Origin of the sequence: Sorangium sp. So ce119, assembly GCF_051524405.1 — a bacterium.
GTDB lineage: Bacteria > Myxococcota_A > Polyangia > Polyangiales > Polyangiaceae > Sorangium > Sorangium cellulosum_G.
This window is the reverse complement of record NZ_CP150310.1, coordinates 2,921,126-2,944,589: the sequence shown is the minus strand read 5'-3', so window position 1 is coordinate 2,944,589 and position 23,464 is coordinate 2,921,126. Positions and strand designations below refer to the sequence as shown.

The window sequence follows — 23,464 nt, the reverse complement described above, 5'->3', positions numbered from 1 at the left end:
ACGACATCGCAGGCGCGGCCTTGCCGGACGGCGGGCTGAGCTCGGCGGAGACGTCGCCGGCGAGCGAAGCGCGGCCGGCAGCGGCCTCACCGGCCGCGGGCGGACCGCCTCGCGCCCCCGAGCCGTTCCTCGACGATGCGCGCCATGTCGCCGCGTCGCCCGCCGCTCAGGCGCCGCAGACCGCTGCAAGGCAGCCGGCAGCGGCCGCCAGAGCACCGCAGGAGGCTCAGCCGGCAGCGAAGACCCCGCAGCAGCCTCCGGTGAAGACGCCCGCAGCGGGCGCGGCCAGGACGTCGGCCGCCAAGCCGGCCGCCGCGGCGCCGGCGCGCGCCTCGGCGCCGTCCCTCGGCTCACCCGAGAAGCCGGCGGCGGGGCGGCCCGCAGCCTCGCTCGACCTGCCGCGGGCCGATGCCCGCGACGGCGGCCCGATCGCCGGCGGCCAGGAGACCTACCGTCCCCCCGCGGAGCCCGCCGAGCCGAAGCCGAGAGATGCGGCCAGACCTGCCGCGTCCAGGGTCACGGCGCCCGTCGCCGCCAGGTCGGCCGGGCAGCTCTCGGGCGGCGCGGCCGTGCCGCCGGCTCGCGGCTCCAGCCCGCGGGCCGAAGGGAAGCCGTTCTTCCCGCACGAGGACGTCGCCGCGAAGGGAAAGCCGGTCGAGAGCGACAGCGAGCTCTCGTTCGCGGGGCTCCTCCCCGACGAGCCGACCGCCGCGCCGAAGCCCGCCGCGGGGCTGAAGCTCCCCGCCGAGCGCAGGCCGGAGCCCGCGGCGGCCGAGGCGCGCAGGTCGCTGGCCGACCGCGCCGAGGCCCCCGTCGCGGCGCGCGCCGCGACCACGCCGGTCGGGAAGGAGGGCGCCTCCGCGCTGGAGGCGGCCGCCGAGCGCGGTGCGTCCGTCAGCGAACCGGTCACGCCGAAGGCCGCGCCAGCGGAGGCGCTCGCCGCCACTGCGCGGCGCGCGATGGGCGAGCCGGCCGTCGAGCGCGAGCTCAGTCGCGATATGGTCGACGATGAGCCGACCGTGATCCGCGGCATGCTCGAGGACGAGCCCACGGTCATCCGCTCGCGCCCCGAGGGCCTCGAAGACGAGGAGACGGCCGTCCGCTCCGCGCGGTCCGAGGCCCAGGCGATCGCGCGCTCGGTCCAGGATCAAGAGACGGTCGACGCCGCGCCCGGGGTGCTGCCCAGGGAGGCCGTCGACGAAGGGGAACGCAAGTCCAGGCCGAAGCCGCTCGACCGCGACCTGCTCCCGAAGGTCATCACCAAGGATCCTCCCATCGTCCCGGCGGACAGGGCGCCGAAGCAGTCCGATGTCGCCACGACGCGGCCGCCTGCGGACACCAGCGTCAGCGTCACCGAGCGCCCGGCGGCGCCTCGCTCGCGCGTGGGTCTCATCCTCGCGGCGGCGGCGCTCCTCGTGGCCGGCGCAGCCGTCGCGCACCGCCTCGGGTTGTTCGGCTCCGAGCCCGCGCCCCCGGCGAACGTCGGTCCTGACACGAACGCGGGCGCAGCGCAGGATGTCACGGCGCAGCCCCCGGCCACGCAGCCGACGCCGGCCGCCACGCCCGCAGAGACTGCGCCCGCGGCGCCGTCGGCGGTGGAGACCGCGACGCCCGCCGCGACGGCTGAGCCGACCACGACCGCCGCGCCGGCCGAGACCGCCGCGCCGGCCGCGGGCAGCTCGGAAAATCTGCCGTCGAACCGTGGCCACCTGCTGGTCAACTCGCCCGAGCAGGCGTCGGTCTACGTGAACGGCTCGCTCGCCGGAAGCACGGGAGAGACGCTCGAGGTTCCCTGCGGGACGCGCTACGTGCGGCTCGGCAAGCTGACCACGGAGAAGACGTCGACCCCCACGTGGCTCTCCTCCGGCCAGGCGGTCATCGTGGGCTGCCGCAAGCAGACGGTCCTGTCGATCAACCCCACCCCGGCGAGCCCGGCGCCCGAGCGGCCGGCGAAGCGCAAAGGCAGCCCGGCCGCCACCCCTGCCCCCGACCAGGAGGGCGCTGCTCCGGCGCCCGCCGGGGGAGACGCGCCCGCGCCGGCGGGCGAGCCCGCTCCGTAAAAACACCCTGCGCTGGTTCGATGGCAGGCCGCCCTCCGGGGGCGGCCTCCGCTCCTGCGGGTACGCAGGAGCGCGGTGCTAGGCTGCGCCCCTCATGGAATCCAAGACGACCGCCTTCCCCCACGCGGCAGGCGCTGTGGCCGACGAAGCGGCGGCCCTGCGGGCGCCCGGCGCGGCGGCGAGCGCTGGCCCCTTTCCTGTGAGCGGCCCGGCGGGGGGAGAGCCCCTCGACGACGTCGCGGAGACAGCGCCCACCGCTGTCGGGGAGATCGTCGTCCGGGCGCGGGCGGCGCAGCGCGTCTGGGCCGAGGTCCCGATCGGGGAGCGCGCGGAGCTCATCGGGAAGGTCAAGCGGCGCCTGCTCGCGCGGGCCGAGGAGGTCGCGGCGCTCCTGCACCGCGAGTGCGGCAAGCCGATCGAGGAAGCCGCGCTGGCCGAGGTGCTGCCGAACGCCGATCTCATCGACTACTGGACCGTGTCGATCGAGGAGCTGCTCGACGAGCCGGCTGTCGATCTCGACCCGCTCGCCTACCCGGGCAAGGCCGGGCGCATCCGGAGGGAGCCGCGCGGCGTCGTCGCACTCATCACGCCGTGGAACTACCCCGTCGCGATCCCGCTGCGCACGATCGTGCCGGCGCTGCTCGCGGGCAACGCCGTGGTCTTCAAGCCGAGCGAGGTCACACCGCGCTCCGGCGCCCTCGTGGCCTCGCTGTTCGACGGGCTGCTCCCCGACGGCGTCCTCGCCGTCGCGCAGGGCGGCGGCGACGTCGGCGCCGCGCTCATCGACGCCGGCGTCGATCTCGTCGTCTTCACCGGCAGCGTCGCCACCGGCAAGAAGGTCGCGGTCGCGTGCGCCGAGCGCCTCGTCCCGACGTCGCTGGAGCTCGGCGGGAAGGACAGCGCCATCGTGCTCGGCGACTGCGATCTGGAGCGCGCCGCGCGCGGGGTCGTCTGGGGTGCCTTCACGAACGCCGGACAGAACTGCGCCTCGATCGAGCGCGTCTACGTCGAGCAGGCGATCGCGGACCGCTTCATCGAGCGCGTCGTCGCGCTCACCGGGCAGCTCCGGGCGGGGATCGACGTCGGGCTGATGACGACCGCGCGGCAGGCCGAGATCGTCCGGCGTCAGCTCGACGCGGCCGTCGCCGACGGGGCCGAGCTGCTCGCCGGCGGCGCGCCGGAGCCTGGCTCTCTCGCGTTCCCGCCGACGGTCCTCAGGGTCGAGCGCGAGGACACGCCGCTCCTCCGGGAAGAGACCTTCGGCCCCGTCCTCCCTGTCCTCGTGGTCAACAACGCCGAGGAGGCGATCGCCCGCACCAACGCGTCGCGCTTCGCGCTCACGACCAGCCTCTGGACCCGCGGGTACGAGCGGGCCCACGCCCTCGGGCGCCGGCTGAGATCGGGCGTGGTGACGATCAACAACCACGGCTTCACGGGCGCGCTCCCGGCCGCCCCGTGGACGGGGACGGGCGACAGCGGCTTCGGCGTGACGAGCAGCCCTCACGCGCTCGCGGAGCTGACGCGGCCGCGCTTCTACCTCGAAGATCGCAGCAGAGCGAAGAGCGAGCTGTGGTGGTACCCTTATACTCCAGCGCTCCGGACCATCGCCTTCGCGATGGCGCGGGTGCGAGGCGGAGCCGGATGGTTCGGCCGCATCAGCGCCCTTGTCGAGCTCGTCGCCGCGTTCGCCAGGCGCATGCTCGGCCGCTGATCCGGAGGCCCGTCGAGGCAACGCATGCGCCCCCTGATCCTCCTGTCCAACGACGACGGCTACTCGGCCCCGGGTCTGATCGCAGTGCGGGACGAGCTCATCCAGCACGCCGACGTCGTGGTGTGCGCCCCCGCGGTCAACCAGAGCGCCACGAGCCACTCGCTGAGCCTGCACCGCGTCCTCCGGCTGCTGGAAGCCGCGCCCGGCGTGTTCGCGGTCGACGGCACGCCCGCCGACTGCATCTACGTGGCCCTTCACGCCGGCGCGCGCGTGCTGCCGCGCCGCCCCGACCTCGTCGTTTCGGGGATGAACCACGGGCTCAACCTTGGCTCCGACATCTTCTACTCGGGGACCGTGGCCGCAGCGCGCGAAGGAGCGCTGCGCGGCATCCCCTCGATCGCGCTCTCCGCCGACGCCGGCGCCTCGCGCGGCGCCGCGGCGGCGCTCGGCGTGAAGCTCGCCCTCGCCCTCCACCGCGCCGCCGGGCAGGCAGGGCGCCGGCCGGCGCCGCTGCTCAACGTCAACATCCCCGCGGGCAGCAGCTGGCCCGTGCGCGCCACGCGCATCGGCGCGCGCCTGTACACCGAGGAGGTGATCTTCCGCCAGGATCCGCGCGGGCACGAGTACCTCTGGATCGGCGGCGCAGGCGTGCGCCACGACCTCGTCCCCGGCTCGGACACCGAGGCGTACGACGAGGGGGCCGTCAGCGTCACCCCGCTGACCCTCGACCTGTTCGCAGCGCAGCACGAGGGCGTCGCGAGCGGCATCGCCGCGGAGCTCAACGATGGCCGGACGCCCTGAAGCCGCGCGCCGCGGCGCCCTGCTGCGCTTTCCGGCTCGGGGGCGCTCGCCTAGGCTCCGGCGCCATGTTCAACCACGACGACCTGCCCTCCGAGCACGCGCTCCGCTACCTCAAGGCCCACCTCCGCAACGTCCCGGATTTTCCGAAGCCGGGCATCCTCTTCAAGGACATCACGCCGCTCCTCGCCGACCCGCGGGCGCTCCACATCACGCTGGATCTGCTGGCCCAGCGTTACATCGGTGAGCACGTCGACGCCGTGGTCGGCGTCGAGTCGCGTGGCTTCATCTTCGGCGGCGCGCTTTCGGCCCGGCTCAACGCGAGCTTCGTGCCCGTGCGCAAGCCCGGCAAGCTCCCGGCCGCGGCCGATCGCGTGGCGTACGAGCTCGAGTACGGCACGGCCGAGCTCGAGATGCACAAGGGCTCGATCAGGCCCGGAGCCAGGGTCCTCGTGGTGGACGATCTGCTCGCGACCGGCGGCACCGCCTCGGCGGCCGCGGAGCTCGCGCGCAAGCAGGGCGGCGAGGTCGTCGGCTTCGCCTTCGTCGTCGAGCTCGACTTCCTCGGCGGGCGGGCGCTCCTCGCGCAGCACGCCGGCGACGCGGCCCGCGTCTACTCGATCGTGCACTTCGCCGCGGGCGAGTGAGCGGTCAGTCCTGCCCCACGCCGACCTGCAGCTTGCGCGCGACGATGCGGCTCGCGCTGGTCGCCCGGGTCGGCCCGCCGACGGGGAACGTGATGACGACGGCGCCCGCCCCGCCCCTGGTGATGCCGCCGCCGTGCGCCCCCACGAGCTTGCCCAGGCTCGCTCCATCGAGCGAGGCGCCGGCGCTGCGCAGGGCGTCGATCTGCCCCGCTCCCTTCAGCGCGGCCAGCGCCCCGCGATCGACAGCCGGCAGCTCGGCGAAAAGGCCGGAGGCATGGACGAGCGCCGCCGCCGCCGCAGCCGGATCCGATCCGCGGAACCAGGCGCCCGCGTCGTGGTAGGGCAGGTGCGCGCAGCGCGCATACAGGGCGCCGAGCTCGGCGGATGCCCCGTCGGCCATGCGGTCGGCGAGCGCGACGAAGCGCGCCCGGAGCGCGGGATCGAAGTACGCCCGCGCATAGCCGCCGGAGAAGCGCGCCGTGATCGCGCGCCACGACGGCGAGCGCCCCGCCTCCTCCCCGTCGAACCCCGGGACGATCTCCACGAGCCCGTCGGTCACCGCCGCGAGCTCGGCGTCGGCGCTCGCCGTCAATTTGCCCTCGGAGATGAGCCCGCCCAGCCCCACCGCCTCCGCGCTCGTGGCCTCTTGCCCGGCGGCGGCCTGCGTTGAGCCGCGCGGCGTCGCCAGCCAGAGCTCGGCCACCCAGCCCGCGAGCTCGAACGGCCCCATGGATGCGCCGGAGTAGATCCGCTTGCGCGCCGCCTCGCAGGTGCGCGCGTTCCTCGCCGCGTCTTCGGCCGCGGTCGTCTCCGGCGCGACCGGCGAGGCCACCGGGTCCTCCCGCGATCGCAGCGCGCGCGCCGCGACGAGCGCGCCGACGAGCGCGACCGCGACCGCGACGACGGGGATCACGACGTACCGCGCCGGCCGCCCCGGCGCCCTCGCGCCCGGCGGCGCCATCGAGGTCACCGCGCGCTGCGCCTGCGCGAGCCGCCGCGCCAGGTCGGACGCCTTGCGCGCGCGCAGGTCCTGGGGCAGGAGCGGCCACTGCTCGACGAGCTGCTCCAGATCGATGGCGACCGGCGCCCCGCGCCCGCGCAGCGCGATCTGCCGGCCCTGGACGCTCACCGATCCCGATGTTCCGAACAGGCCCAGGGCCTCCTGTACAGCCGCCTCGATCTCCCGCGCGCTGAGGTCGTCCACGATCGCAGAGTAACCGGATTTGAGGTCGGCGTGCCCGCCGCTTCTTTGCGCGGCGCCCGGGGCTCGCGGGGCGGGCCGCGGGGGCGCCAGGTCGACGCGGGAAATGCCGCGCGCGGCCGAGGGAAATGGCACATTCCTGCGCGTGCAGAAGACGCGCGTCTACCTCTCGCCCGGCATGTTCGGGTTCGCCACCCTCGCCTCCCTCGAGTACTTCGAGCATTTCATCCGAGCGATCGAGGAGCGCTTCCGCGATCGCGGCCGGGTCGTCGAGATACGCGTCTGCGAGGTGCACCCGACGGCCTCCCTCCTCCGCCGGGCCGCGAAGCTCGCTCGTCTCGTGGACGAGAGCGCCGGGGATGACGGCGGCCCGATCCACATCATCGGCCACTCGACCGGCGGCCTCGACGCCCGCCTCGTCGCCTCGCCCGCGGTGCGCCTCCCCGGGAACGCTCACCGCCGGCTCGGCTGGACGAGCCGGCTGCGGTCCGTCACCACGATCAACACGCCGCATTTCGGCACCCCGCTCGCCGCCTTCTTCGCCACGGTGAGCGGCCAGCGCCTGCTCTACGCCGTCACGGCGCTCACGGTGGCGGGCCTCAAGCTCGGCGCGCCGCCGCTCGCGGCCGCGTCGGCGCTCGTCGCCGCGTTCGGCCGGGCGCAGCTCGGCTTCCTCGAGATCGAGCTCATCGATCGCGCCGTCGAGAGCTTCATCCGCGTGCTCGACGACGCCTCGAGCCGCGAGCTGCGCGCCTGGTTGAAGCTGCTCCGCGACGACCAGGGCGCCATCGTCCAGCTCATGCCCGAGGCGATGGACCTGCTCCACGCCGGCCTGGAGGACCGGGCCGGCCTGCGCTACCAGAGCGTCGCCACGTACGCGCCGCGCAACGCCGTCCGCGACTGGGTCTCGGCGCTCAGGTCGCCGTGGGGGGCGATGTCGGCCGCCATCTTCACGGCGCTCTCGAACATCACGGCCCGCCTGGACGAGCACTACCCCTGCCGCTCCCATGACGGCTCGATCGAACAGAAGCTCGCGCGCGTGCTCGGCGAGCTGCCGCCGCCGGACGCCAACGACGGCGTGGTCCCGCTCGCCTCGCAGGTCTGGGGAGAGCTCATCTGGGCCGGCAAGGCCGATCACCTGGACATCGTCGGCCACTTTCCGGGCAAGGGCGGGCACATCGACTGGCTGGCGAGCGGCGCGCGCTTCAATCGCCTTCGCTTCGACGCGGTGCTCGATCGCATCGTGACCGGGATGGTGGCCGGCGAGCAGAGCAGCCTGTCGGAGCAGGCCGCGACGCCGCCGCGCCCGGTCATCGAGACGGTCGCGCCGGAGCGCGGGGACGTGGAGCAGACCGCCGCCGCGGCGAGCGCGATCGGCGGCCCCGCCATCGAGGATCCCGGCGGATGAGCGCCGACGGCGCCGGGCGCGCGCTCGAGCAGATCGCGGCGGAGCTCGTCGAGTGCCGTCGCTGCCCGCGGCTCGTGACGTGGCGGGAGGACATCGCGCGCGAGAAGCGGCGCGCCTACCGGGACCAGACCTACTGGGGCCGCCCGGTGCCGGGCTTCGGGGATCCGGACGCGCCGCTCGTGGTCGTCGGGCTGGCGCCGGCGGCGCACGGCGCGAACCGCACCGGTCGGATGTTCACGGGCGATCGCTCGGGCGACTTCCTCTACGCGGCGCTCTTCCGCGCCGGGCTCGCGTCGCAGCCGACGAGCACGTCACGCGACGACGGCCTCGCGCTGCAGGGCGTGTTCATCACGGCCCCTTGCCACTGCGCTCCCCCGGACAACAAGCCCGCGACCGACGAGCTCGCGGCGTGCCGCACCTGGATCGCGCGAGAGCTCGCGGCCCTGCGCCGCGCGCGCGTCTACCTCGCGCTCGGCAAGATCGGCTACGACGCCGTGGGCGCGCTCGCCCGCTCGCAGCGCGCGGCCGCCGCCGGGGAGCGCGCGCGGCGTCGCGCGCAGGAAGATCCGCGCCTGCCGCCGTTCGCGCACGGCGTGGAGGCGACGATCCCCGATCCGCGCGGCGGCGCTGGCGAGGCGCGGCTCTTCGGCAGCTACCACGTGAGCCAGCAGAATACCCAGACCGGGCGCCTCACCGGGGACATGTTCGACGAGGTCCTGCGCCGCGCCATGCGCGCAGCAGGGCTGCGCGCCGCCTGAGGCCCGAGCCATCGGCCCAGCTCGCTCGAAGCGCCGCGCTCTTCATCGCCCGCGCTCGCCAGGCGCGTCCCGCAGCCTACTCCTGCTTCGACAGGAGCTTCTGCAGATCGCCCGACTGGAACATCTCCATCAGGATGTCGGAGCCGCCGATGAACTTCCCGTCCACGTAGACCTGCGGGATCGTCGGCCACTGCGAGTAGTCCTTGATTCCCTGCCGCAGCGAGGGGTCGGTCAGCACGTTGACATCTTTGAACTCCACGCCGCACTTCTTCAGGATGTCGACGGCGCGCGCCGAGAAGCCGCACTGCGGGAAGGTCTTGGAGCCCTTCATGAAGAGGACGACGCGGTTGCTCTCGACGGTATCCTTGATCGCCTGGTGGATGTCGCTCATGGCTCGTTCCTGATCTCCCGCCGCGAGCGGGATCGCCCATCTTTCAACGTACACAGAAGCCAACGTACACAGAAGCCGCGCGGGTCGCCGGACCGCGCGCTGACCCGGCCGGCGGGGGGCTCTCGACGGGATCGCACCCGGCTCGCCAGGCGACCACGTGACCTCCGCGCCCCGGACGCGCAGTTACGAGCACGCTTTCTGGTGTCGCCCGTCGCCCGCGTCAACTGGGCGAACGCCGCGGGGTCCCTCCGCAGGGGTAACCGACCGAGGTGCCTGCGAGCAGATGCCGCGGCAGGGCACGTCCTCGTTGCTCGACGCGCCGCGGTCCCTTTCGGGCCACCGTGAGCCGCAGGCCGCGTGGACCAGGCTCAGCGCACCGTCGCGATGGCTTCGAGCGGCCGCGACCTTGCATGATCGCGGCGCGGGCGCTGGAGGCGGCGCGGTGCTCGTCTTCGTGGAACAGCGCTCGAACGCCGGCGGACGGCGCGCTCTCGGCCCTGGGGCGCCCCGGGATCAGCGCCGCGTTTCGCTCGTTTTTTCGCGCCTCGAGCCCGGGAACCTCAGCGTCTGGCCTCGCGCCGCCAAGTCGTTGTAGAACACGCCCCCACCTGGGCCGTCTTACCGTTCGTGACCAGCGGCCGTGAGCCGCCGCGGGTGCGGCGAGCGTCCCAATGTCGTGGCCTCACCCCGCACAACCCTGAAGGAGCCTCGTATGCGCTTGTACGTCCTCATCCCTGCGGCCCTGCTCGGCCTCGCGCCCCTCGGCTGCGGAGGCAGCGACCCGGAGCCGAACAACCCGTCGCAGATGCAGAACCAGTACGGGGCGTCAAACCAGTACCCCCCCGGCCAGTACCCCCCCGGTCAGTACGGCCAGCCCGCCCCGGCCGGTCAGTATGGCCAGCCCGCCCCGGCCGGTCAGTACGGTCAACCCGCCGGCACCCCGACGACCCCCGCGACGCCGACCACCCCCGCTGCGGGTGCGAGCGGCGGGCAAGCCTCACCGATCGCGCCCACGATGGTGGCCGCGGCGACCCCGGTGCTCACCGCGATGGCGGCCTCCGAGGTCCAGGGCATGCAAGCGGAAGGCGGCGCGTTCGCCGGGCAGTTCCAGGACGGCCAGACGCTCGAGCAGCCGTTCAACATCCAGCCGGGCAAGTGTTACTCGGTCATCGGCGTGGGCGTTGGCCTCCAGGAGCTCGACATCCAGCTCGTCGCGCACACGCCGCCGATGCCGCCCGTGGTGCTCGCCCAGGACAGCACCACCGGTCCGAACGCCACGCTCGGCGGCAAGGGCCAATGCTTCAAGAACCCGCTCCCCATCGGCGGCCCCGCGAAGGCCGTCCTGCGCGCCCGCGGCAGCGGGATGGCCGTCGGCCAGATCTACGTGAAGTAGTCGCCCCCCCGCGCGGCGCCGCGGCGCCGCCTCGCGGGCACTTCGCGTCGCGGGTCGGCGTCGCCATCCGCAGCTCGCGGCGCGCTCCGCCAGGCCGCGCTCCGCCAGGCCGCGCGGCGCCGCCGTCGCGATCGCCCGTCGTCGGAGCGACAGCGTGCGCCCGACAGCAGCCTCGCTCTCGTGTGAGCCCGCTTGCGCCGTAAGCTGCTCCCAGCGGCGCGCTCGGCCGCGGGTCACCGGGAGAGGCCTGGTGCGCTCAGCCCCGCGGCTTCTCGCCGGGGAGGGTGCAAGGTACACTCCCATCGTGAGCTTGCCTTGGAGACACTGGGCGCCGCGCGTCGCCCTGCTCGGTCTGGCGTCCTGCTCGCTTCGCATGCACGAGCAAGCGGAGCCGCCGTGGCCCGGTCCCCCGACCGATGCCGCTTCGCCGGTGATCCTGGCGTTCGAGGAGCAAGGACCGCTGCAGCTCGCGCCGGGGCAGCTGCACACGGTCTGGGTCATCGGCCAGCCGCCGGTGCCCTACGAGGTGACCTTCACCCTCCTCGGCGACGCCGCCGGCGCGTGGGTCGACCGGACGACCGTCATGGCGGACGAGAACGGCAGGGCCTCGGTCCAGCTCCACGCCTCGAGCCTGGGCAGCACGTTCCGACTGCGCGCCGCCACGAAGGACGGCCCGGCCGCCGAGCTCGGCGTGTCGGTGAGCGCGGAGGGCTTCGGGACGCTGCGCGTCCTTCCGCTCTACCAGGGCAGACGCCTCGCGAAGGAGTGGACGGCGAGCGTCATCACAGGGGCGACCTGCGAGGAGCTCGCGACCGCAGCGCCCGAAGCGCCCGCGGGCGCGCTCATGGCGCACGGCGGCCCGGACGAACCGGTCGTCGTCTCGGGCGCCCCTGTGGGGCTGAGCCTCACCGTTGCGCTCCACAGCGGAAAAATCATGTGGGGCTGCACGGGCGAACGAGAGCTGCAGGCCGGCTCGTCGCGCGACGTGTGGGTCCAGGTCAGGGATCTGCCCATCGACATGGCGGCGACGAGCCTCAACACGAAGCTGACGATCGCGTCGGCGGACGGGCTGGACGCGCTGCTCGATGCGGCGGCCGATGAGATGATCGGTGCCTTCTTGCCTGCTGGCGCAGAGGCGGCGTCCCTGCTCGACGCCATGGAGCGCGCCGCTCCCGCGGACCAGGCGTCCGAGTTCGACGCGCGGCGTCGGGAGCACGGCTGGGACACCGCCGCGCAGGCGCACCTCGCCGCGCTCCCGGTCTCGCTGCGCAACCGGTGCCGTGGGTGGGCCCGCGCCGGGCAGGAAGCTGCGCCGCTCACGATCGACGGCAAGCTGAGCGGCGTGAAAGAGATGCCAGGGGGCGCGCTCTTCGAGGTGAGCTGGCTCGGCAGCGCGCCCACCGAGAACACGGGCGAGCGGGCGCCCGAGGTCATGAAGTGGACAGCGGATCCCGGCGACGTACTCCGACTCGCCGGGACCCTCTCCTGGGTGCCGAGCCTCTACGTGGGCGGCGCCGCGGCGCTCGGGGCGACCCTGGAGGCGGAGGCCGAGTCCGTCCCCACCGCGCTCGCCGCTTCAGCGGACTGTGCGACCCTGGGCGAAGTGCTCGTCGGCTACTCCGGCTGCAACAGCGACTGCATGGCGACGCTGTGCGCGCGCGGGCTCAAGATCCTCTGGCACGATGGCCTGGAGGCACAAGCGAAGGCCGGGCGGACTGGCGAGATCGTCGTGAACGCCTCGGGAGAAGCGCAGGTCAACAGCGCCGCCGCGCCGATCTCGTGGACGGCAGACTGGCTGGGGACCCTCCGTTACGAGGGCCTGGAGGCGAGCGTCGAGGGCGACGTGGACGCCGTCTCCACGGACGTCATCGCCAACTGATCGCCCGCGGTCGCCAGCGCCTCATCGGCCAGCGTCCCTGGGCTCGCAGCGCAGCCGCCACCTCCGCCCCGTGGTCCGCTCGGTCGCGGCGAGCGGGATGGCGCTGGCAGCGACGTCGCGCTGCTTCTCGGGCGCCTTCGAGAAGATCCCTTGCAGCCTCACCGACATCGCCTCGACGCACGCTGCGCCGGGATCCAGGCGAAGCCGGAACTCGGCACCATCGACCGACGGGTAACTACCGCCGAGATCGAAGCTCGGCGATCCCTCCAGGCTCGTGTCCAGGAGCCAGCCGTCCTGGCCCGGCTGACAGCGGTCGAGCGGCCTGTCCACGAGATCTTTGCGCCCGAGCGGCACCGCCTCGCCGAGCGCACCGGTGTCGCGGTCGATCGGGAGCACGTGCCAGGAACCGGCGCGCACGCCCGGATCCGGGGCCGTCGAGATGAGCAGGCCGACACCGCCGCCGAGCGCGCGCCGGACCAGGCGCGGCGGGTCGACTCCGTAGCTCGTGCGCGCGGGACGATGATACGTCGCGAGCGGCCGCGCGATGCCGAGGTCGGCGCGCCACAGCGTCACGGACTCGTACGAGCCGCCGGGCGCCACGAAGAACCAGGTCTCGCCGAGCCGCACGGCGCCGTTCGGAAAGGGCCGGAGAAAGTTGCCTGCGCGGCCGCCGCCGTCGCGAAGCGGGAGCACCGGCAGCCCCTCGGACACCGCGAACAGGCTGCATCCCGCGCCCCGACACACGTGGGTCAGGGCAGCCCGTCCGCCCGGGTCGAGGTACGCGCCCCAGGAGGCGGCCCCGTAGTTGACGACCCCGAGCGCCTCTGCCGCGGTGGCCTCGTCCGACCAGGGCGAGGCGCTGACGGCGCTGGAGCGGACCCCGCCATCCGGGTCGAAGCGATCGTCGAACCGGATGAGCCAGCGCCCCGCCCGAGCCCAGTCAGCGCCCCGCTTGCCCCATGCGTAGGCGCGCACGGTCACGATGTCGTACGGGGCCCCGTTGTCGAAGCCGATCTCATCCGCGCCGAGCGTGGGCGGCACGGTGTTGCGGAAAGGGGCCCACGCCGAGCTCGCCGTCTCCTTCGACTGCGGGCGCGCGGCCGGCTGCGGTGGGCGCGCGGCCGGCGCGGCGGACGGCCTGTCGGGCAGCGGCGGGGTCGACGAGCCGAGCGCCTCGCAGCGCATCGCGATCGGGCTGCCCGCGCGCAGCGGCGTCTGGAGCACCGGCGGTGGCTTCGCTTCGGCGAGGTCGTCCGGCAGCGCCGTCTTGCCCCAACCGACGCGTATCCAGCCCTTGAAGACGCAGCCGACAGGGCCGCACGCGCGCGTCCGGGGAGCGGCAGCGTCGTCGTCCCGCTCGGGCAGCTCGATCGAGCGCCAGGTCATGCCGCCGTCCGTCGACTCGGCGGAGCGCTCGCCCTCTCCCAGAGAAAGCGCGAACCGCCCTGACAGGAGCGCGCCCGTGCCGTCCTGGCGCGGCGCGCCGGCGGTCACATTGCCGCTCTTCACGTCGATCCGGACGCCCACGATCGGGCCGCCTGCCTCTACCCAGCCGCCGAGGACCCCGGGCTCGCGCTCCTCGAACCCCTCGAGCCACATCCCGCGCTGCAGATCGCGGACGGTGCTGCGGGGCTTGCCCGGAAGGATCAGCGGGACGGTGGTGACGTCGCTCCCCTTCAGCAGCGTGAGCTGCCCCGCCGCGCCCGGGCGCGGCGGTGAGAGGACGGCGACGCGGCCGTCGGAGAGCGCGACGACGCGCTCGACGCCGACGTCCCGCGCCGGCGCGCGGACGTGGATCTCGCGGGTGCCCCCGTCGGCGGCGACGATGCAGTACGCGCGGCCGTCGTGCGCGCCGCTGCGCTCTCCGCAGGCGCCGCGGATCACCAGCGCGCCGTTGCCGCTCGCGGCCACGAAGCGCGGCTCCTCGAAGCGCATGAGCCGGCGCATGCCGAGCGGCGGCTGGAAGGCGTAGAGCGTCGTCGGCCCGTCGCGCTCGCCGCAGACGAAGCCGAAAGACGTGCCCGCGCGGATCGCGTGGCACGTCGCCTCGCGCTCGGGGTACGCGTCCTGCGCGAGGTCGACGACGGCGCCGTCGCGCAGCGAGACGCGCGACAGGGCGCCGCCGCGGGCCACCACCGCGGTCGAGATCGAGTCGGGCCACCCGTCCTCGATCGCGGCGCGCAGCGGGCGCCTCCCGAAAGGCCCCTGGGCCCGCGCCGGCGCCTCCTGCACGTCCTCGGGCGTCTCCAGGGTGCGGTACGTGACGCCGCCGCGCGCATCGACCGAGTAGAACCCGTTCGCGGTCATCACCGCCGGGTCGCCGCCGATGATCGCGAGCGAGGTCGGCCGCGCGTCGACCTCGACCGGACGCCACGTGGCCCCCGCGTCGAAGGTGACGAGCAGCCCGCGCAGGTCGGCCTCGACCACGGCGCGCCACCCGTCGGCGAACGCGAGCTGGCCGTACGCGCTCGCCGGCGGGAGCGGGCCGAGGGGCATCGCCTCGCCCTTCTGCGCGTCGATCGCCAGGAGCCGGTGGCTGTGCGAGAGCCGGGCGTAGAGGCGATCGAACCCCGCGATGATCTCGTTCGCCTCCGACGGCAACTGGACCAGCGGATCGAGCGGGGCGAGCCACTCCCGGGCCCGCCAGAGCTGCGCGCTCCCGCGGTTCGAGGCGTAGAACAGGTAGCCGCCGCCGAGCCGCGTCGGGAGCCTGAGCGCGGTGACCTGACCGGACGGCAGCAGCTCGGCGGCGCGCTCGAGTGATCCATCGTCGTGCGCGATGAGGCGCATGCGATCGATGAGCACCCGCCGGGACCCCGCCTCGCTGGCCACGACGCCGCGCTCTCCGACGAGGTCAGGGAAGAGCAGCGAGGGCGTGATCATGGGGACGAGCGCCCCCTGCGCGGCTCGCCCACCCGAGGCCGGGAGCGCCGACCGCGCAGCCCCGCCGCGTGACGCCTGCGCCGCGGACGGCGCGCTCGGCGCCCGTCCGCCGCACCCTGCGACGCCCGCGCCGAGGAGCAGCATCATCGCGAAGAGCGGCGCGGCGCCCGGCGCGCGCCGCGCAGTCGGCGCGTGATACCGCCGGTCGGGCTCGCTCATGACGGACGATGCTAGCGCGCCCCCCTGGGCGCCGCACCGTCCTTGCAGTCGCCCGCGGGGCAGACGATGTCGCGGGCGGCGCGGAGCGCGGCCGCCGAGCGAGAGGTTCAAGCGACGGGATCTTGGCTCATCGCGGGGGCCAGGACAGCCCTCGCGCGTTCACTTGCCCTTGGCAGAGCACTGCATCGCGCACATCAGATCGCCGACCGCGCACCCGCAGCCGCCGCGCTTGGCCGGTGCGGGGGCGGCGGCCGGGGCCGGGGAGCCGGAGGCAGGCTGCGCCTTGCCTGCGGAGCCGCCGGAGGTCTGCCGCGCCGGCCGCGCGCCACCGCGGGCAGGCGCAGCCGTCGGCGTGGCGCTCGGCGTCGCGCTCGCGACCGGCTCCGCGCTCGCCGCGGCCGTAGCGCTCGCGGTCGCCGTCGCGGTCGGCATCGGCTCGGGCTCCGGCGGCGTCGTCGTCGCCGGGGCTGCCGCCGTGGTCGCGTTGTCGGCAGCGGCGGGCGCCGGCGTCTCGCCGCCGCCCTTCATCATGAAGAAGACGCCCGCGATCGCGATGCCCGCGATCGCGATGCCGGCGCCGATGATGAGCGGGGCGCGGTTCTTGGGCGCAGCCTCGATGCTCGTCGGCGGCGCGACCGACGGCGCCCGCGCCGTGGTCACGATGGGCGCGCTGAGCTGGAACAGGCCGCCGTCGTTCGCGACGATGCTCGCCACCGGCGACGGCGCCCTGACGCCCGCCCCCGACGCGAGGGCCTTCAGGTCGATGAGGCCGGAGTCCTCCGACGCGCTGGCGCTCGACCGCGCCGGAGGAGGCGCGGCCTTCGCCGTGAGGGCGCTCAGCGAGAACAGCATCGAGTTCTCGTCGCGCTGGCCGGGGGCGGCGCCGCTCTTGAAGAGCGGAGCGCTCGTGGCCACGTCGTCCGAGCTCGGCCGATGCGCCTCGGGCGCCGGGCTCCCGCCGAAGAGGTCCTGCGTCGGGCGCGCCGGATCGCGGCGCACGGCCGCCGCGCGAGGCGCCGGAGCGGACGCCGCGACCGCCTCGATGCCCGAGGAGGCCTGCGATGCGGCCGCGCCAGCGCTCGGCACGGGCTGCGACTGGACGGGCGCCGGCTCCTGCGCGGCCGTCGAGACCGGGGCGCTGCCGGCGTGCAGCGCCGCGACGATCGTGTCGACCTGGCCAAGCGGCTGCCAGTCGGCCATCCCGTCCGCCCAGATGTACGTCTCGGCGTTGATCACCCCCGCCTGATAGCTGGCGACGATCTCCGCCAGCGTCATCGAGCGCTGATCGCCGTCCGCCACGTTGACCAGGTACGTGGTCCCGTCGTTCGGAACGCTCGTGCCCGAGACCGGATCGGCGACCCCGCCGTTGGTCGTCACGCCCGAGCTGTTCACGAGGATCGTCGCGCCGCACTTGCGGCACTTGATCTTGACGGTTCTGCCTTGGACCTTCTCGTCCGAGACCGTGTATTTCGACTGACAGGACTGGCAGGTGATCTTCATTGGGGGCTGGCCCGCAGGGGGGTAATGCCGGCGAGGCGTCGCGTAGAGTTTACCTTGATACCGCGCCGGTGGCCCGCTCTCTGACGTGCCAGTCGCGCGTCTGATCTCGCAGCTCCGCTTTACGATAGCCGAGGTCGTCATCCCTTCGTAAAGCACAAAGGAACGGGGCCGCTGATGGAACCGTTGTCGGGGTGCGTCACACGGGCACGCAGGCCGGCGCCTGGAGTGCGACCGGTCACGTCGCGCCCCGGGCGTCGACCCGCCAAAAAAGGCGCGTCACGCGCGGCGGCGGAGGGCGATGCGCTCCGTTCAGGCGTCGCCGCGCGCGGAGCCGAGCTCTTCCAGGCTGGGTTCGTCGGTCACGACGGGCACATCGTCGACCGGATCGTGGGGCTCGGCGCTCTCGCTCGGCCCCTGGGCCTCGTGGCCCCCGACGTGCTCGCCGTACGCTTGCAGCTTCGAGTACAGGCCGCGGCGGCTGATCCCGAGCACGCGGGCCGCGCGCTGCTTGTTGCCGCGCACGGCCTCGAGGGTCAGCAGGATGAGCTTGCGCTCCGCGTCGGCCAGGCGCGTGCCGACCGGGAGCCGCAGCACGAGCGGGTGCTCGCCCGCCTCGCCGGCGTCCCGCGGCGACTCCGCGTCGGGGATGCTGCCTTCCTGAGGCCTCCGTGGCAGCGAGGCAGGGCCCACGGAGGGCGGCGGCGGCTGCGCGACGACGGCGTGCGACGGCGCAGGGTCGGACGGGACCGCCATGTCCGCCGGGTGGACGAGCGGCACCGAGAGCGGCTCGGTCGGCTCGGGAGGGACGACCGGCGCCGCGGTCCGCTGGGACGCGACGCTGTCATAGGCGCGCCGGCCGGAGCGCCGCTCGATCCGGCCCTGGCCGAGCTGGACGTCGTTGGCCGACACCATCTCGCTCGAGGCGAAGAGCGCGGTCTGCTCGATGACGTTGCGCAGCTCGCGCACATTGCCCGGCCAGTCGTGCTCCGTCAGCCGCTCGACCGCGGCGTCCGTGAGGCGGCGCGCCGGGGTGCCGTAGCGCTTCGCGAACTTGAGCAGGAAGCGCTCGGCGATGGGCAGGATGTCCTCCCGGCGCTCGCGCAGCGGGGGCAGCGTCACCGTGAACACGTTGAGCCGGTAGTAGAGATCCTCGCGGAAGACGCAGTCGTCGACGAGGTCGAGCAGATCCTTGTTCGTGGCGGCGACGACGCGGACGTCGGCCTCGATTTCCTTGCGGCCGCCGACGCGGGTGAAGCGGTAGGTCTCGAGCACGCGGAGCAGGCTGACCTGCACCGCAGCGTCCATCGTGCCCACCTCGTCGAGGAAGACCGTGCCTCCGGCCGCCGCCTCGAACTTGCCCTCCGCGGCCGCGAACGCGCCGGTGAACGAGCCCTTCTCGTGGCCGAAGAGCTCGCTGCCGATGAGCTCGCGCGGGATGGCGCCGGTGTGCACCGGAACGAACGGGCCGGCGCGGCGGCGGCTCCGGTTGTGGATGGCGCGCGCGACGAGCTCCTTGCCGGTGCCGCTCTCGCCCACGATCAGCACGGGCGCCATCGTCGCGGCGACGCGCTCGATGCGGGTGAAGACCTCGCGCATCCGGGCCGAGCCGCCGATCATCCCCTCGAACACGAGCTGCCCGTGGAGGGGATCGTCGTCCTCGCCCTCGACGAACTCGCGGGCCGGACCGTCGAAGAGGAGCTGGCGCACGAGCAGTACGAGGCGCGCCGGGTCGAGCGGCTTCTGGAGGTAGTCGGCGGCGCCGAGCTTTAGCGCGTCGACGGCGCTCGTGATCGACGCGGCGCCGGTGACCATGACGACGGCGGGCGGCGGCGTCTTCGGCTCGGGCCCATCGAGCTCGCCCGGGGAGAGCCGGCGCATGAGATCGACCCCCGTCATGCCTGGCAGGTTGAGGTCCGTGACGAGGACGTCGGCCGGGGTCCGCTGGTGGATCTCGAGCGCCTGCTCGCCGCTCGAGGCGACGACGACGTCGAGCCCTTCATGGCGCAGCACCGCCTCGAGGATGGCCGCCTGGTCGGGCTCGTCCTCGACCAGCAGCACACGGCCGTGCTGGTTGTGGCTCCGATGCGGCGAGCGCGCTTGTCCGCGCGGAATTGCAGCAGATACTGCGTTCGGTCCCAAAGCTTCCCTCCCAGCTCGGCGGACGGACGGCTCGGCCCCGTGCGATGTGAAACGTGCCGCTCAATGTGTACCCTGCGGGGGCTTCACATCAACTCGGGAGTTGCCTACTTCTCGGTGCAACCCCCCCTCACATGCCGTCCGTGACATGCCGTCCATGCGCAACGGATGCGACGCCCCCGGGTCGCTGCCCCCTGTGGTGACACGCCAGCGCGCGCATCACCAGCGCTCGATGATGCCGCATGCGATGCGATCGGCCAGCGCCATGCACGTAAGCATCGGGTTCACGGCGGGACTTCCAGGAAAGACGCTCGTGTCGGCGACGTAAACGTTCTCGAGATCGTGGCAGCGCCCCTCTTCGTCGACGACGCCGTCCCGAGGGTTCCTCGACATTCGCGCCGAGCCGAAGGCGTGGTTCGCCGCGGTGATCGTGTCGCGCCCGTCGAGCCGCTTGCTCTTCAGGATCTCGGCTTCTGCCGGCGACGTCAGCTCGTCGGGGATCCCGTGCAGCCCGGGCAGGATCGACGCAGCGCCCGCCGCCCAGCAGATGTCCGACAGGATGCCCAGGCCGCGCTGGATCTTCTCGACGTCGCGCGGCGCGTAGTCGAACCGCACATCGGGATCCCACGAGCCGCGCTTCGGACGGACCGTCCCCCGCGACTGCTCGGCCGCGATGATCACATCGAAGGGCGCCATGCGGTGATACGTCCGGAGGTGACGCTGGTAGTCGTGTCCGAAGCCGGGGAACCGCGCGGCGAGCACCGCGGGGGGCGACCAGAGGACCTCGAGCTTGATGCCCTGCTCGAGGAAGTGGAGCGAGTGATAGCCCTGGGTGGCGCCCTCCCACGGGTCGATGGGATCGGGGAACACCGCCATGATCGCGAGCCCCGGGTGGAGCTGCAGCTCGTTCCCGACATGGCCGCTGGAGTTGGCGGCGCCGCTGCGGAGCAGGATGAGCGGGGTCGCCATGCAGCCCGCCGCGAGCACGACGAGCTTCGCCCGGATCTCGACCGGCGCCCCCTCGCGCCATGTGAACGGCTCGACGGTGCGGCCGCGCATCCCGACGGCGCGCTTTCCGGAGAGGAGCAGTGTCTCCGCGCGCACGCTGGTGAAGACGCGCGCGCCCGCCCGGATCGCGGCGGGGACGTACGAGATGTCGGTCGACATCTTCGCGCGGTTGCGGCACCCCGTGAAGCACTCGCCCGAGCCGCGGCAGCCGCGCACGTTGCGGTGGGTCGGCTCGCTCGACAGGCCCAGCGCGTCGCAGCCCCGCTTGAAGCGCAGGTTGCGCTCGCCCTGCACCTCCACGGGCGTTGGCGCGACGCCGAGCAGGCGCTCGACGCGCTCGTAGTGGGGCGCCAGCGTCTCCGACGTGAGCGACGCCGTCCCGGTCCGGTCCGCCCACTTGTCGAACACCCACGCGGGCGAGCGCGCGCAGATCGCCGAGTTCACAACGGACCCGCCCCCGAGCGCGATCGCCTGCATGGTCGGGATGAGCATGCGCCCGCGCGCAGCGCGCATCCCGCCCTCGCGCAGCGTGCGCGCCAGCGACTCGCCCGCCTCCTGCCGGAAATCCTCCACCCCGAACGGCGGCCCCTCTTCCACGAGCACCACGTCGCGCCCCGCCTCGGCGAGTTCCTTGGCGACGACCGCCCCGCCCGGCCCCGACCCGACGACGAGCACCTCGCAGGACGCCCGCACCTCGCCGTCGTAGTCGGCGAACACCTTCACCTGGGGGCGCGGCTCGCTGGGCGCGAGCGGCTCGACCGCGGCCCTCGATCGGAGCGCGGCGGCGGAGAGCGGGCGCCGCTCGGCGCGCTCGGGGCTCGCGGGCGGGAGCGCCCCAGGCAGGCCGGGGAGCTTCACGCCGTCACCCCCGGCGCGAGCGACGGCGCGCTCACGGCGACCCCCTCGCCCGCCGGGCGCGCAGCCGCGCGGCGTTCAAAGGGCGTGGCGCAGCAGGCGACGCCGATCGCGCGGGCCACCTTCTCGTTCGCGAGGTAGCCCATCGAGAGCATCGTCCGGAGCGAGAGGAACGTCACCCGCCGGAGGTAGATGCAGCTCTGCGCCATCGACGCGAGCACCGCGATGCGATCGGGCTGCGGGAGCCGCGTGAAGCGGGCGCGACGTGGCCCGAAGATGCAGGGCGAGAGCTCGACGACGTGGAGCAGCAGCCGCAGGTAGGGCCGGAGCGGCCGCGGGGTGCGCGCGACGTAGTGATCCACGTACTCGACCAGCCCGGCCTCGGTGCCCGAGACCGGGATCGGTCCGCCGGCAGGGAACAGCGCGTCCGCGCAGGCAGCCACGATGGCCCGCTCCTTCACGGAGAGCGCGCGGGCGGGCGCGCCCGAGGCCCGGGCCCTGCGCGCGAGGCCGACGGCGGCGAGGGCGAGCGCCGCGAGGGCAACGACGAGAAAGATCACGGGCAGGTGCGCAACGACGTCGCTCATCACTCGACTCCTTTCCTGTCAGCGCGGGCGCCGGGCGCCCGGGCGCCTCACGGACGGCGCTGCGGCCACGCGCGAGCTCGGCGGCGAGCTCGACCTCCCTCGGACGCCGGCGTCCGCTCGAGGACACCGCAGCGATCCGGGAAACGATCGCGCCTGCGGCACCGCTCATCTCGTCCGAGGCCGTCGTCATGGCTGCCTTGAAAGCCTAATCCGACGGGCGGAGTGCGCAATTTCGTTCGCACTGCGTCGGGATGTTCGCACACCATCCTGTCCTGATTTACGCAGCCCGAGGTTACGGCTGTGACAATCGCGGTATGGTCGGCCCCCGATGAGCGACGAGGCCAGAAGCGCAGTGGACACGAGCGACGAGGTAGGACGCGACGAGCCGGCGGAAGGCGAGGAGTCGATGGACGACGAGGAGCGCCCGACAGCGCCGGCGCGCGATCTCCGGACCTGGCTCGCCGGCGCTCCCCTCCCCGCGTGGCTCCAGATCGCGCTCGGGCTGGTCTTGCCGATGCTGGTCACGCTCGTGGGGGCGCTGCGCGTCGCGAGCTTCACGATCGACGACGCGTACATCTCGTTCCGGTACGCGGAGAACCTCGCGAACGGCAACGGGCTCGTCTACAACGTGGGCGAGCGCGTCGAGGGCTACACGAACTTCCTCTGGACCGTGCTCCTCGCCGGCGCGGTGAAGCTCGGGGCGACGCCGCCGGCCGCGGCGAAGGTCCTCGGCGCCGCGTGCGCGTGCGGCGCGCTCGTCCCGACGTACCTCCTCTCGCGGCGGCTGCGCGCGTTCTCGAACCTCCCCTGCCTCGCGACGTGGCTGCTCGCGACGAGCATCCTCTTCTCTGGCTACGCGGTGTTCGGGCTGGAGACGCCGCTCTTCCTCCTGCTCACGCTCGCGGGGACCGAGCTCTTCCTCCGCGAGGAGGACGCCGCCGCGGCCGGCGACGGACCGCGGCCGGCGCTCACCTTGTCCTCGTTCCCCTGGTCCGGCGTGGTGTTCGCGCTCGCCGCGCTCACCCGCCCGGAGGCGCCGCTGTTCCTCGGGTTGCTCGTTATCTGGCACGTGGACCAGGCGTTCTCGCGGCGGAATCTGCTCCGCCTGCTCGCCTTCGCGCTCCCTGTCGCGGCGCACCTGCTCTGGCGGCACAGCTATTACGGCGCGTGGCTCCCGAACACGCTCGCCGCGAAGACCGGCAACTTCGCGCAGCAGCTCCAGGGCGGGAGCGACTACGTCCGCAAGTACGCGCAGCACGCCGGCGCCTTCCTGTGGCTCGGGCTCGTCTCGGTCGCGTCGTCGATCGTCCACCGGCGCCGGAGCGGCCTCGCGATCGCGTCGGTCGCGCTGCTCTTCGGCGTGTACGTCGTCGTGGTGGGCGGCGACTGGATGCCGTACTTCCGGTTCCTCGCGCCCGCCGAGCCGTTCGCGTTCCTGCTCGCCGACGACGCGATCCGCGCCATCGCCGCGCGGCGCGAGCGAGCCGCGTCGCTCGCGCTCGCGGCGTTCGGCGCGATCACGATCGCGACCCGCACCGGCGAGCTCTGGCGGGCGCAGAGCAACCTCCTCGTCAATGACAAGGGGTTCTGGGACGACGCGGCCGGGCGCACCGCCGACTGGCTCGTGCAGAACGGGGAGCCCGGCCCCATCGCGATCGCGGACATCGGCTACGTCGGGTACCGCACGGGCTTCCCGGTCGTCGACATGCTGGGGCTGCTCAGCCCCGAGGTCTCGAGCCTGCCGGGCGGGTACACGCACAAGGTGGGCACCGGCTACACCGACGCGCTCTTCGCCAAGAACCCGCGTTACTTCCTGATCATCGCCTCCGGGGCGGACTGCCGGAACCCCACGGTGCCCTCGTCGCGCGCGTCGTACAACGATCCCCGGTTCAAGAAGGACTACAAGCTCCGCCAGGCCATCGCGCTGAAGAAGGGCGGCGCCTGGTGCATCTACGGCAAGACGTTGTACCCCTGAGGGCCGTCCCGCCGCGCGCTCACGCCCGCCTCACCGCGCCCCCGCCTCACCACAC

16 protein-coding genes are annotated in these 23,464 nt (G+C 73.8%); 9 read left to right on the top strand and 7 right to left on the bottom strand.

Annotation, left to right across the window (positions count from 1 at the left end):
- The first annotated feature begins 260 nt into the window (after positions 1–260).
- From WME76_RS11205 to WME76_RS11190, 4 genes are all read left to right on the top strand, one after another.
- Positions 261–2,060 (top strand): hypothetical protein, encoded by a 1,800-nt coding sequence (locus tag WME76_RS11205; protein ID WP_437960128.1) that lies wholly within the window; start codon positions 261–263, stop codon positions 2,058–2,060.
- Positions 2,061–2,154: 94 nt separating this feature from the next.
- Complete coding sequence (locus WME76_RS11200; RefSeq protein WP_437960127.1) at positions 2,155–3,771, top strand: aldehyde dehydrogenase family protein; 1,617 nt, start codon at positions 2,155–2,157, stop codon at positions 3,769–3,771.
- A gap of 24 nt (positions 3,772–3,795) precedes the next feature.
- Complete coding sequence (surE, locus tag WME76_RS11195; protein WP_437960126.1) at positions 3,796–4,572, top strand: 5'/3'-nucleotidase SurE; 777 nt, start codon at positions 3,796–3,798, stop codon at positions 4,570–4,572.
- A gap of 65 nt (positions 4,573–4,637) precedes the next feature.
- Positions 4,638–5,216, top strand: coding sequence for an adenine phosphoribosyltransferase (locus WME76_RS11190; RefSeq protein WP_437960125.1), 579 nt, complete (start codon positions 4,638–4,640; stop codon positions 5,214–5,216).
- A 4-nt stretch (positions 5,217–5,220) separates the two neighbouring features.
- Here the strand turns inward: WME76_RS11190 and WME76_RS11185 are convergent, their stop codons facing one another.
- Positions 5,221–6,420, bottom strand: coding sequence for a hypothetical protein (locus WME76_RS11185; protein WP_437960124.1), 1,200 nt, complete (start codon positions 6,418–6,420; stop codon positions 5,221–5,223).
- 142 nt (positions 6,421–6,562) lie between these two features.
- Here WME76_RS11185 and WME76_RS11180 point away from each other — a divergent pair, with 142 nt between their 5' ends.
- The gene (locus WME76_RS11180) at positions 6,563–7,825 is read left to right on the top strand and encodes an esterase/lipase family protein (RefSeq protein WP_437960123.1); all 1,263 of its coding nucleotides are present in this window, start codon (positions 6,563–6,565) and stop codon (positions 7,823–7,825) included.
- On the top strand, positions 7,822–8,583 hold the full coding sequence (locus WME76_RS11175) for a uracil-DNA glycosylase (protein WP_437960122.1): 762 nt from the start codon (positions 7,822–7,824) through the stop codon (positions 8,581–8,583). Before WME76_RS11180 ends, WME76_RS11175 begins: the two co-directional genes overlap by 4 nt.
- Before the next feature lie 76 nt (positions 8,584–8,659).
- On the opposite strand, the gene grxD is transcribed toward WME76_RS11175, so the two are convergent.
- On the bottom strand, positions 8,660–8,974 hold the full coding sequence (gene grxD / locus WME76_RS11170; protein WP_437960121.1) for a Grx4 family monothiol glutaredoxin: 315 nt from the start codon (positions 8,972–8,974) through the stop codon (positions 8,660–8,662).
- 712 nt (positions 8,975–9,686) lie between these two features.
- On the opposite strand from grxD, the gene WME76_RS11165 reads away from it, so the two are divergent.
- Both WME76_RS11165 and WME76_RS11160 read left to right on the top strand, forming a co-directional pair.
- Complete coding sequence (locus WME76_RS11165; RefSeq protein WP_437960120.1) at positions 9,687–10,367, top strand: hypothetical protein; 681 nt, start codon at positions 9,687–9,689, stop codon at positions 10,365–10,367.
- Between the two features lie 373 nt (positions 10,368–10,740).
- Complete coding sequence (locus tag WME76_RS11160; RefSeq protein ID WP_437960119.1) at positions 10,741–12,246, top strand: hypothetical protein; 1,506 nt, start codon at positions 10,741–10,743, stop codon at positions 12,244–12,246.
- A gap of 21 nt (positions 12,247–12,267) precedes the next feature.
- Here WME76_RS11160 and WME76_RS11155 read toward each other — a convergent pair whose 3' ends face one another.
- From WME76_RS11155 to WME76_RS11135, 5 genes are all read right to left on the bottom strand, one after another.
- Complete coding sequence (locus WME76_RS11155; protein WP_437960118.1) at positions 12,268–15,348, bottom strand: hypothetical protein; 3,081 nt, start codon at positions 15,346–15,348, stop codon at positions 12,268–12,270.
- A gap of 159 nt (positions 15,349–15,507) precedes the next feature.
- The gene (locus tag WME76_RS11150; protein ID WP_437960117.1) at positions 15,508–16,848 is read right to left on the bottom strand and encodes a zinc-ribbon domain-containing protein; all 1,341 of its coding nucleotides are present in this window, start codon (positions 16,846–16,848) and stop codon (positions 15,508–15,510) included.
- Between the two features lie 309 nt (positions 16,849–17,157).
- Positions 17,158–18,906 carry a sigma-54-dependent transcriptional regulator gene (locus WME76_RS11145; RefSeq protein ID WP_437960116.1) on the bottom strand — a complete coding sequence of 583 codons (1,749 nt, stop codon included), beginning with the start codon at positions 18,904–18,906 and terminating at the stop codon, positions 17,158–17,160.
- A 297-nt stretch (positions 18,907–19,203) separates the two neighbouring features.
- Positions 19,204–20,850 (bottom strand): GMC family oxidoreductase, encoded by a 1,647-nt coding sequence (locus tag WME76_RS11140; RefSeq protein WP_437960115.1) that lies wholly within the window; start codon positions 20,848–20,850, stop codon positions 19,204–19,206.
- Positions 20,847–21,434: a gluconate 2-dehydrogenase subunit 3 family protein gene (locus WME76_RS11135; RefSeq protein WP_437960114.1), complete on the bottom strand. Its 588-nt coding sequence runs from the start codon at positions 21,432–21,434 to the stop codon at positions 20,847–20,849. Before WME76_RS11135 ends, WME76_RS11140 begins: the two co-directional genes overlap by 4 nt.
- Before the next feature lie 328 nt (positions 21,435–21,762).
- Here WME76_RS11135 and WME76_RS11130 point away from each other — a divergent pair, with 328 nt between their 5' ends.
- Positions 21,763–23,409: a hypothetical protein gene (locus WME76_RS11130; RefSeq protein ID WP_437960113.1), complete on the top strand. Its 1,647-nt coding sequence runs from the start codon at positions 21,763–21,765 to the stop codon at positions 23,407–23,409.
- Positions 23,410–23,464 lie beyond the last annotated feature (55 nt).